We start from the raw sequence: 10,430 nt of genomic DNA, 5'->3' as shown, positions 1-10,430 counted from the left end.
TCAGAAGAATGGGCTTTTGATAAAATAAAAGAGGAATACCAAAAGTTACTTTCAGAAAGTAAACAATGGGAAAGTCCTACCGATACGGAAAGACTGATAAAAGCTTTTGATGAATTATGCGATGAAAATATAATCGCACTTCACAATGCGGGTTACACCACAACCTACGGTGAATATGAAGTAGTGGAGGTTGAAAGAGATTTGCAGGAAAACGAAACAGAGTCTGACGGTTATTGTTTTTATCACGAACAGGATTTGGCCAGAGCAATCGCTATTGAAAATCCAGGTTTGTATATCGCTTTTCAGAAAGTAGATAATGCTGATGATACAGTTACAATAGAGATAGGAAAACGAGTTGCCGAAGTTTTAATCAATAACGATTTTAAAATAATCTGGAACGGTTCTGCAAAATCTAAAATTGAAATTCCGGGTTTCAGATGGCAGAAAATTTTTGATGAAGATGCAAGGGATTTGCAGGATTACAGTGAAGTAGTTGACAGAATGATTCAATAGAGCAATCACTCTTTAAAAAGTATTGAAGAACTGATCGTTTCAGTAATTCAGAAATTTGATCAATAAAATTAAAGAAACAAAAATGAAAGAATTAAGCGTAAATCATTTATTAGGAATTAAATACATCAATGAGAATGATATTAACCTAATTTTTGAAACGGCAGATCATTTTAAAGAAGTCATTAACAGACCCATTAAAAAAGTTCCTTCATTACGAGATATTACCATTGCCAACATATTTTTCGAAAACAGTACCAGAACCAAACTTTCTTTCGAATTAGCCCAAAAAAGATTATCGGCAGATGTCATTAGTTTTTCGGCTGCCCAGTCTTCGGTTAAAAAAGGAGAAACATTGATTGATACTGTAAGCAATATCCTTTCCATGAAAGTTGATATGGTTGTCATGCGCCACTCTAATCCCGGAGCGGCTTATTTTTTATCCAAAAACGTCAAAGCCAGTATCGTAAACGCCGGAGACGGAGCGCATGAACATCCAACCCAGGCTTTGTTAGACAGTTATTCTATTAGAGAAAGACTGGGTGACGTTGCCGGAAAAAAAGTAGTTATCGTAGGTGATATTCTGCATTCAAGAGTTGCCTTATCCAACATATATGCTTTAAAAATGCAGGGCGCTGAAGTAAAAGTCTGTGGGCCAAAAACCCTGATTCCAAGATATATTGAATCGCTTGGAGTTACGGTCGAGCCGAATTTACGAAAAGCATTAGAATGGTGCGACGTAGCTAATATGCTTCGTGTACAAAACGAACGTATGGATGTGAATTTTTTCCCTTCAACACGAGAATACGCCCAGCAATACGGAGTGGATAAACCGCTTTTGGATTCTCTTGGAAAAGAAATCGTCATCATGCACCCGGGACCCATCAACAGGGGAGTAGAGATTACTTCTGAAGTTGCGGACTCGAATCATTCGGTGATTTTGAATCAGGTGGAGAATGGTGTAGCGATCAGAATGGCGGTTATTTATCTTTTGGCTTCCAAAATTCAATAGTTTTTAAAAACTTTGTACCTTAGCTCTGGAATTATTATTTTTATATTGAGCCCCCAATACATTATAAGATGAAAGTAGATCAAAAAGGACATACCGTTACGATTAAAGATACCCAGGGAGATGTCAATTCTTTTCTGGAGAAAGTAACGCAGCAGTTTAAAACCTTTGAAAAACAAAATATCATTATCGATTTAACTTCGGATTCCAATTTATCTGAAAGTGATGTGAAGCTTTTTTTACCGCTTTCCAAACAGCATAAAAAAGCAAAAAAATCATTTATAATTGTTGTTGATGACTTTGACTTTAATGCTGTTTCTGATAAACTGACTATTGTTCCTTCACTTTTGGAAGCACACGATATCATCGAAATGGAAGAAATCGAAAGAGACCTGGGTTTTTAATAATTAACAATTGATAATTAATAATTGTCAATTATCAATTTAGAAATGAAATTAACCATACTTGGCTGCTATGCCGCAACTCCCAGAACGATTACCAACCCTACTTCTCAGGTTTTAGAAATCAAGAACAGAATGTTTTTAATTGATTGTGGTGAAGGAACTCAGGTACAATTGCGCAAGAACAAGATTAAATTCTCAAAAATCAATCACATTTTTATTTCACATTTACATGGTGATCACTTTTTTGGATTAATCGGCACCATCTCAACTTTTGCACTTTTAGGACGAACCACCGATTTACATATTTACGGTCCAAAGGGAGTGAAGGAAATCATTACACTACAACTAAGATTATCCAATTCCTGGACCACTTACGGTTTGTTTTTCCATGAATTGGAATCCAATCAAAGTGAAGTGATTTTTGAAGATAACAGAGTGGTGGTAAAAACCATTCCGCTTAAACATCGTGTTTATACTAACGGATTTTTATTTCAGGAAAAGCCGGGAGAAAGAAAACTGAATGTTGAGGCTGTGCGGGAATATAATATTCATAAAGCGTATTTTCAAAAGATAAAAAACGGTGGCGATATCACACTCGATGATGGAACAATAATAGAAAACGATAAATTATCTTTTGATCCGATTATGCCCATGAGTTACGCTTTTTGCTCGGATACCGTTTATAATGAAGATATTATTCCGATAATAAAAAATGTGGATGTTTTGTATCACGAATGCACTTTTTTGCAATCCGAAGAAGCTTTGGCAAAGAAAACACTCCATTCAACAGCAAAAGAAGCAGCAACCATAGCTTTAAAAGCAAATGTTGGACAATTGGTTTTAGGCCATTATTCAACACGGTATGAAGGAATAAAATTTTTTAAAGAAGAAGCTGAAACGGTATTTAAAAATGTACTTTCGGGAGATGACGGCAGGAGTTTTGAGTTTTGAAATAAGTCGTAAAGTTGTAAAGTCGAAATTCTTAAAGTCAGACTTAGTAATTAAAATCTAAGAATCTAAGAAGTCCAAAAATCTAATAAACTTAATTATGAACGATTTAAGCAGTTATAGAAAATCTTACGAAAAAAGCGAATTATTGGAATCCACAATTCCGGAAGATCCGATCAATCTTTTTAACCGATGGTTTCATGAGGTGGAAGATTTTGGCGGAAGCGGAGAAGTAAACGCTATGACGGTTTCAACCATTGGATTAGATGGTTTTCCAAAATCGAGAGTGGTTTTGTTAAAGAAATTCTCTGAAGAAGGTTTTATATTTTATACCAATTACAATTCTGAAAAAGGAAAAGCAATTGCGGCAAATCCGCATGTTTGTCTGTCTTTTTTCTGGCCTGAAATGGAACGTCAGGTCATCATAAAAGGAATTGCCCAAAAAACTTCAGAAAATATTTCGGACGGTTATTTTGATTCACGCCCGGACGGCAGTAAATTAGGAGCCATCGTATCGAACCAAAGTGATGTGATTCCATCAAGAACCTTTTTAGAAGAAAACCTAAAAAAACTGGAAACAGAGTTTGAAGGCAAATCAATTCCCAGACCTGAAAATTGGGGAGGATATTTAGTTGCACCTTTAGAAGTAGAATTCTGGCAGGGAAGACCCAACAGACTGCACGACAGAATTCGTTACAAAAGCCAATCCGACTTCAGTTGGTTAATTGATAGATTATCTTCTTAAATAAGAAAATTCTTTCTTTAAGTAAATTTTAATGTATTTCATCGATTTTATTTGGTATTTAAACGATAATTTTATTATTTTTATTTCTGTAAAAAATATCTAATAGCATTTACATCTGATATTTGCCTTTTGATAAAATTGCTGATGTTATGAAAAGGATTTTTCGAATATCGCTATTCATTACCTTTTTTCTTTTGGCAGTTTCCTGTTCATCAGATTCAAGTGATAATAGCGAAGAAGAAAAACCTGATGAAGAACTTATAACAGATTACAATTATAACGAATCTGAAATAGAAGTGATGCAATTAATAAATAAGCATCGTGAGAATATTGGTTTAAAAACATTGATAAAAGTTAATTATATCTCTGTTAAATGTGAAGAACATACTAATTATATGATTGCCAGCAGAATAGTAAATCATGATAATTTTACAGCACGTTCTGAGAATATAATGAAAGTTTTAGGCGCATATAAAGTTGGTGAAAATGTAGCTTATAACTATAAAACTGCAGAAGGTGTTTTAATTGCCTGGCTTGCCAGTGGTGAACATAAAAAAAATATAGAAGGCGATTATACCCATTTTGGTATTGCCATTAAAATTGATGCGGAAAATGGTAGAAAATATTATACCAATATTTTTGCAAAAATTTGAAAGATAGTTAGTATGCAGGTTAGTTTAGTTGCCGTTGTAATTAATTTTGCGACGGCTTTTTTTTGTCTTTAAATTACGCAGAATTTATTTAGATTTTCTAATGGAAGTCCAAAATGCCATAAAAATTAATTAATGCAGTTTTAATGTTAACAACATTGTAAAAGACAAGTGTATTAAAATTTCTTTCGTAAATTAGGAATGAATTAATTTTAAAACATTCCTTGTTTTAAAGAATATCTTTTTATGAAAAACTTAATCTTAATACGACACGCAAAATCCAGTTGGGAAGCTCCATTAAAAGATTTTGACAGGCCTTTGATGAAAAGAGGAATTTCAGATGCCCATGCTGTATCAGGAACAATTTCTAATTTCCTTCCTAAAACCTATATTATGTGGAGTAGTCCTGCAGCCAGGGCTTCAGAAACTGCACTTATTTTTGCTCAGAATATTTCCTACCCAATAGAGAGTATTATTTACAGGGATGATCTTTATACTTTTGATGGAAAACAGCTTGAAAAAGTTATTAAATCATGTGATAATAGTTTTGAAAGCGTTATTCTTTTTGGACATAATGAGGCTATTACAAATTTTGTTAATAAATTTGGGGATGTTTTTATAGAAAATGTTCCAACTTCCGGTTTTGTTTCATTACAATTTGATACAGAAAGTTGGACAAACATCCATAAAGGTAAAACACATAAAACGATTTTCCCCAAAGATTTAAAATAAAAAGCGTGTACGACCATAAATATATTGACAGAGAAAAAAGCTGGCTGGCCTTTAATGCCCGTGTGCTTCAGGAAGCGGCCGATGATACAGTTCCTTTATTAGACAGATTACGTTTTGTAGGAATTTTTTCAAATAACTTAGATGAATTTTTCAGGGTTCGTTATGCTGCAATCCGTAGGTTAAGCCTTTCCGGAATTTCCGGAGAAAAATATTTAGGAGGGGTTTCTTCCAAGCAACTAATCAAGGATATTACTGAAATTGTGATTCAGCAGCAATCTGAGAGTCTGCGTATTTTAGGCAATATTGAGACTGAACTTGAAAAAGAAAATATTTTCATCATCAATGAAAATGAAATTACAATAGAACAGGACAATTTTCTAAGAGATTTCTTTGTTCAAAAGTTAAGTCCTGAGCTGGTTACTATCATATTGAATGATTTGGCAGAATTTCCTGTGCTTAAAGACACTTTGGGTTATTTGGCTGTTCGTTTAGAAATGAACCAAAATGATGAAGTCCGGTACGCAGTAATCGAAATACCCAAAACAATGAACAGGTTTGTCGTATTGCCTTCAAATGATGAAAAACATTATGTTATTTTGATAGATGATGTTATTCGGCATAACCTGAAAAACATTTTTAATATATTCGATTATAAAAGTGTCTCGGCACACATGATCAAGATTACACGTGATGCGCAATTGGATATTGACAGTGATTTGAGTAAAAGTATGCTCGAAAAAATAGCTACATCCGTAAAAGACAGAAGAATAGGAGAACCTGTACGGTTTATTTATGACAACCTGATTGAAGAAGATACACTGCAGTTTTTCCTTGATAAGATGAAAATTGTAGCCACAGACAGCATTATTCCAGGTGGCAGATATCATAACAGGCGTGATTATATGAATTTTCCAAGTTTAGGAAGATTTGATCTACTATATAAAACTAATGATCCTTTACCAATTCCGGGTTTAAGCATGGGAGGAAGTATATTAGAAAAAATAAGCAAAAAGGACTATTTATTGCATGCTCCCTATCAGTCATTTTCTTACCTGACCAAATTTTTAAGAGAAGCTGCCCTGGATCCAAAAGTAACCACAATAAAAATCACTTTATATCGGCTCGCGAAGAATTCGCAAATTATTAGCTCTCTGATCAACGCGGCCAAAAATGGTAAAAAAGTGACGGTTCAAATCGAACTTCAGGCGCGATTTGATGAGGCAAGCAACATTTCATATGCGGAACAAATGCAAACAGAAGGAATTGAACTTATTTTTGGAATAAAAGGCCTTAAAGTGCACAGTAAAATTTGTGTAATCGAAAGAATAGAAGAAGACAAAACACGTCGTTACGGGTTTATTTCAACAGGTAATTTTAACGAATCAACTGCTAAAATTTATACGGATGTTACCCTTTTTACCTGTCACCAGCAAATTTTAAAGGATGTGTCCAAAATATTCGAATTTTTTGATATTAATTACAGGGTACATCGTTATAAACACCTAATAGTTTCGCCACATTATACAAGGACAAAATTTGTAAAACTAATTGATCGTGAAATTCTACATGCATTAGCAGGAAGGAAAACACATATTAAGTTAAAAATGAATAGTTTATCTGATTTTAAAATGATAGATAAATTATATGAGGCTAGCAATGCGGGAGTAAAAATCCAGCTTCAGGTAAGGGGAATCTGTTCACTGATTCCCGGAATTCCCGGAATGAGCGAAAATATTGAAGCCATTAGTATCGTCGATAATTATCTGGAACACTCGAGGGTTTATATTTTTGGAAATGCCGGTTTGACTGAAGTGTATATTTCATCAGCAGATTTTATGGCAAGAAATTTGGATGGAAGGGTTGAAGTGACCTGTCCGATTTATGATCTTTCGATTAAAAAGGAATTGATTGATAATTTTAATATTGCCTGGAAAGGGAATGTAAAAGTGAGATATCATTCGTATAACTTAGAAAATAAATATAAAGTAAGAAACCATCATCCAATATTCAGGGCTCAACTTGAAACTTATAAATATTATCAGAATAAAACAGATGAACCAATTGAAAAAGTAGTTCAGGATATAAATTAAAAAGCAACACAATTAAATTTTCAAATCATAAGTGAGCATGATTAAAATAAAAAAATATGCAGCAATAGATATTGGGTCGAATGCTATGAGACTTTTAATATCGAATGTTGTAGAACAAGATGGTAAAGAACCGCAGTTTAATAAAAGTTCACTTGTTCGTGTACCAATTCGTTTAGGGCAGGATGCCTTTACGGTTGGAGAAATTTCTGAAGAAAATATTGACCGAATGGTAGATGCGATGAAAGCATTTAAACTTTTGATGAAAGTACATAAAGTAGAACGTTATATGGCTTTTGCAACTTCAGCCATGCGTGAAGCCTACAATGCCAAAGAAGTAGTAGAGCTCATTAAGAAAAAAGCAGATATAAAAATTGAAATTATTGATGGCAAAAAAGAAGCTGCTATCATCGCTTCAACAGACTTACACCATCTGCTTAGAACAGATCAAACCTATCTTTTTGTAGACGTTGGAGGCGGAAGCACCGAGTTTACTTTATTTTCTGATGGAAAAATGATCAATTCAAGATCTTTCAAAGCGGGAACGGTCCGACTGCTAAATGACATGGTTCATGATGTCGTTTGGGATGAAATCGAAAAATGGATCAAAACGAATACCAAGGATTACGATGAAGTAACGCTTATAGGTTCTGGAGGGAATATTAATAAATTGTTTAAAATGTCAGGAAAGCAGCAGGAAAAACCGCTTTCATATATTTACATCAATTCACAATATGCCTTTTTGAATTCATTGACTTATGAACAGCGAATTGCCGAATTAGGACTGAATTCAGATCGAGCTGATGTAATTATCCATGCTACCAGAATTTATCTTAATGCTATGAAATGGAGTGGTGCACGCCAGATCTATGTGCCAAAAATTGGACTTTCTGACGGAATTGTGAAAGCTATGTATTACGGTAAAATTTAAATTATATTTAAAATGAACAAAACAAGACTTGAAGCCTTTAGTGATGGCGTCTTAGCGATTATTATTACCATCATGGTCTTAGAAATAAAAGTACCGCATGGTGTAGAATTTGTCGATTTAAAACCCTTGTTTCCTAAATTTTTAAGTTATGTATTGAGTTTTATTTATATTGGAATTTACTGGAATAATCATCATTACCTGATCCATGGAATGAGCAAAGTCAACGGAAAAATTCTTTGGGCCAATTTGCATTTACTTTTTTGGCTCTCACTGGTTCCGGTAGCTACAGGCTGGATGGGGGAACATAATTTTGCTAAAGCTTCCCTTACTTTGTATGGTATAGTACTACTTTTTTCTTCAATAGCTTATTTTATTCTGCAGAGAATAATAATAAGGAGTGAAGGGGGAAATTCAATATTAGCTAAAGCTATTGGAGGAGATTTTAAGGGTAAAATTTCAACAGTTTTATATGTTGTTGGAATTGCTTCTTCATTTTATAATGAATGGATAGCAGGTCTGGCCTATTTAATAGTTTCCTTTATATGGCTTATTCCGGATAAAAGAATTGAAAAAGTATTAGTTTCAAAAGATTAAGTTATCACCAAATTTATTAGCCAGGTAAATCCAATCCAAATGTAGAGCGCAAAAGTTCGATATTTGGATTGATCTCCAGTAAACGATTATAACGATCCTGATCATTAAAGCTGCGTTTGCTTTCTATGGATTCATTTACAATAACTTCAATTGTAATATCGTGGTTGTGCAAATGCCCTTTAAGATGTCCTAAAAGACCGTGCATTTCTTTTTCAAAATCTAGTTTTGAGCCTTCATTTGGTAACTCAAGTATAATGTTGGTTCCATTTAAGACAGGATCATTTATCAATAATAAAGATTCCATGATCTTAAAACCCTTATCACCTAAGCGCTGGGCATATTTATTCCAATGCAGTAACATTTCTGTTTCGGTAAATTCTTCTGTAGGTAATGCTGTAGTTGGTTTTACATAAGATTTGCTGTTTGCTTCCAGTTCTTTTTTCTTGCGTATACTCGCCAAAGAAAAGGCAGAAACCTTAGGTTCACCGCTAGTTTCAGGTTTTATAACGACAGGAGTTTGTTCTTGTGAAATTGATGCTGTTTGTTCTTTTTCTGCAGTTGCAGGTTCAGTCGGATTATTTGCGCTTTCGATTTTTAAACCCGGATTTTCGTTATCAGTTTGACTTTCAACTTTTCCCTCTTGACTCTTGACTTCTGTTATTGAATAACCGGAATTTTTAAAGTAAACTGGTGGAATTATGAATTGCTCAACTTTTTTTTTTCTCCATCAAAAGTGATAGAGGCCAATTGCATCAGACATAATTCGACCAAAAGACGCTGGTTCTGGCTTAATTTGTATTTTAAATCGCAGTCATTCGCAATTTCAATTCCTTTCAATAAAAAATCCTGAGAGCATTTTTGCGCTTGCACTCCGTACATTTGCTGAGCTTGTTCTCCCACTTCAAGTAAACTCAATGTGGCAGGAGTTTTACTAACCAATAAATCCCTGAAATGCGAAGCCAATCCGGCAATAAAATGATGACCGTCAAATCCTTTTGAGAGAATTTCGTTATAAGCCAATAATAGTTCCGGAATTTTATTTTCTAAAAGTAAATCGGTAATACTGATGTAGGTTTCGTAATCTAAAACGTTTAGGTTTTCGGTTACGGCCTGACGTGTAAGATTGGTTCCACAGTAGGAAACCACACGGTCAAAAATCGATAAAGCGTCACGCATGGCGCCATCCGCCTTTTGGGCAATAATGTGTAACGCATCGTCTTCAAAATTGATTCCCTGACTTGCTGCCACTTCGGCTAAATGTTCCTTGGCATCTTTTACGGTAATTCTTTTGAAATCAAATATCTGGCAACGCGATAAAATCGTTGGAATAATTTTGTGTTTCTCGGTAGTCGCTAAAATGAAAATAGCATGTTTTGGCGGTTCTTCCAACGTTTTCAAAAAAGCATTGAAAGCTGCCGAAGACAACATATGTACCTCGTCAATAATATAGACTTTGTATTGCCCGGTTTGTGGAGGGATTCTGACCTGGTCGATCAGACTTCTGATGTCATCAACCGAGTTGTTGGAAGCTGCATCTAACTCAAAAACGTTAAAAGCAAAATCTTCATTAGGGTCATCGTATCCGGGTTGATTTATTTTACGGGCCAGAATACGCGCGCAGGTAGTTTTACCAACACCACGAGGTCCTGTGAATAAAAGGGCAGAGGCAAGGTGATTGCTTTCTATGGCGTTCAGCAAAGTGTTGGTAATGGCTTTTTGTCCCACAACATCCTTAAAAGTTTGCGGGCGATATTTACGTGCCGATACTACAAATTGTTCCATATTCTGTTTTATTCCGATAGCAAATATAGAGTATAATT

12 protein-coding genes are annotated in these 10,430 nt (G+C 34.6%); 10 read left to right on the top strand and 2 right to left on the bottom strand.

The features are described from left to right. The 10 genes from ABI657_RS05295 to ABI657_RS05250 form a co-directional block, all read left to right on the top strand. Positions 1-513 (top strand): hypothetical protein (locus ABI657_RS05295; protein ID WP_348096201.1); only part of this gene is annotated, 513 nt, incomplete at its 5' end. A gap of 82 nt (positions 514-595) precedes the next feature. Beyond that, on the top strand, positions 596-1,522 hold the full coding sequence (locus tag ABI657_RS05290; protein WP_348096200.1) for an aspartate carbamoyltransferase catalytic subunit: 927 nt from the start codon (positions 596-598) through the stop codon (positions 1,520-1,522). A gap of 68 nt (positions 1,523-1,590) precedes the next feature. Continuing rightward, a complete protein-coding gene (locus ABI657_RS05285; protein ID WP_348096199.1) occupies positions 1,591-1,923 on the top strand; it encodes a ribonuclease Z in 333 nt (110 codons plus the stop codon). A gap of 45 nt (positions 1,924-1,968) precedes the next feature. Further along, positions 1,969-2,874, top strand: coding sequence for a ribonuclease Z (locus tag ABI657_RS05280; RefSeq protein ID WP_348096198.1), 906 nt, complete (start codon positions 1,969-1,971; stop codon positions 2,872-2,874). Positions 2,875-2,971: 97 nt separating this feature from the next. After that, a complete protein-coding gene (gene pdxH, locus ABI657_RS05275) occupies positions 2,972-3,616 on the top strand; it encodes a pyridoxamine 5'-phosphate oxidase (RefSeq protein WP_348096197.1) in 645 nt (214 codons plus the stop codon). A 149-nt stretch (positions 3,617-3,765) separates the two neighbouring features. Further along, on the top strand, positions 3,766-4,269 hold the full coding sequence (locus tag ABI657_RS05270; protein WP_348096196.1) for a CAP domain-containing protein: 504 nt from the start codon (positions 3,766-3,768) through the stop codon (positions 4,267-4,269). 243 nt (positions 4,270-4,512) lie between these two features. Beyond that, on the top strand, positions 4,513-4,998 hold the full coding sequence (locus ABI657_RS05265; protein ID WP_348096195.1) for a histidine phosphatase family protein: 486 nt from the start codon (positions 4,513-4,515) through the stop codon (positions 4,996-4,998). A gap of 5 nt (positions 4,999-5,003) precedes the next feature. Continuing rightward, positions 5,004-7,088: a polyphosphate kinase 1 gene (ppk1, locus tag ABI657_RS05260; RefSeq protein WP_348096194.1), complete on the top strand. Its 2,085-nt coding sequence runs from the start codon at positions 5,004-5,006 to the stop codon at positions 7,086-7,088. 37 nt (positions 7,089-7,125) lie between these two features. Then, complete coding sequence (locus ABI657_RS05255) at positions 7,126-8,016, top strand: exopolyphosphatase (RefSeq protein WP_348096193.1); 891 nt, start codon at positions 7,126-7,128, stop codon at positions 8,014-8,016. Between the two features lie 12 nt (positions 8,017-8,028). Further along, positions 8,029-8,610 carry a TMEM175 family protein gene (locus ABI657_RS05250; protein ID WP_348096192.1) on the top strand — a complete coding sequence of 194 codons (582 nt, stop codon included), beginning with the start codon at positions 8,029-8,031 and terminating at the stop codon, positions 8,608-8,610. 16 nt (positions 8,611-8,626) lie between these two features. Here the strand turns inward: ABI657_RS05250 and ABI657_RS05245 are convergent, their stop codons facing one another. Further along, positions 8,627-9,070, bottom strand: a complete 444-nt coding sequence (locus ABI657_RS05245; RefSeq protein WP_348096191.1) for a DNA polymerase III subunit gamma/tau — start codon at positions 9,068-9,070, stop codon at positions 8,627-8,629. Positions 9,071-9,306: 236 nt separating this feature from the next. Further along, positions 9,307-10,392, bottom strand: a complete 1,086-nt coding sequence (gene dnaX, locus ABI657_RS05240) for a DNA polymerase III subunit gamma/tau (RefSeq protein WP_348096190.1) — start codon at positions 10,390-10,392, stop codon at positions 9,307-9,309. Positions 10,393-10,430: the final 38 nt, after the last annotated feature.

Origin of the sequence: Flavobacterium sp. (genome assembly GCF_039930565.1) — a bacterium.
Lineage (GTDB): Bacteria > Bacteroidota > Bacteroidia > Flavobacteriales > Flavobacteriaceae > Flavobacterium.
The sequence above is the reverse complement of the archived record's forward strand: the minus strand, read 5'-3'. Positions and strand labels throughout refer to the sequence as shown.

Bases quoted from the DNA above. Each gene is read 5' to 3' on its own strand.
- ABI657_RS05290 (WP_348096200.1), top strand. From the start codon at position 596: ATGAAAGAATTAAGCGTAAATCATTTATTAGGAATTAAATACATCAAT.
- ABI657_RS05285 (WP_348096199.1), top strand. From the start codon at position 1,591: ATGAAAGTAGATCAAAAAGGACATACCGTTACGATTAAAGATACCCAG.
- ABI657_RS05280 (WP_348096198.1), top strand. From the start codon at position 1,969: ATGAAATTAACCATACTTGGCTGCTATGCCGCAACTCCCAGAACGATT.
- pdxH (WP_348096197.1), top strand. From the start codon at position 2,972: ATGAACGATTTAAGCAGTTATAGAAAATCTTACGAAAAAAGCGAATTA.
- ABI657_RS05270 (WP_348096196.1), top strand. From the start codon at position 3,766: ATGAAAAGGATTTTTCGAATATCGCTATTCATTACCTTTTTTCTTTTG.
- ABI657_RS05265 (WP_348096195.1), top strand. From the start codon at position 4,513: ATGAAAAACTTAATCTTAATACGACACGCAAAATCCAGTTGGGAAGCT.
- ABI657_RS05255 (WP_348096193.1), top strand. From the start codon at position 7,126: ATGATTAAAATAAAAAAATATGCAGCAATAGATATTGGGTCGAATGCT.
- ABI657_RS05250 (WP_348096192.1), top strand. From the start codon at position 8,029: ATGAACAAAACAAGACTTGAAGCCTTTAGTGATGGCGTCTTAGCGATT.
- dnaX (WP_348096190.1), bottom strand. From the start codon at position 10,392: ATGGAACAATTTGTAGTATCGGCACGTAAATATCGCCCGCAAACTTTT.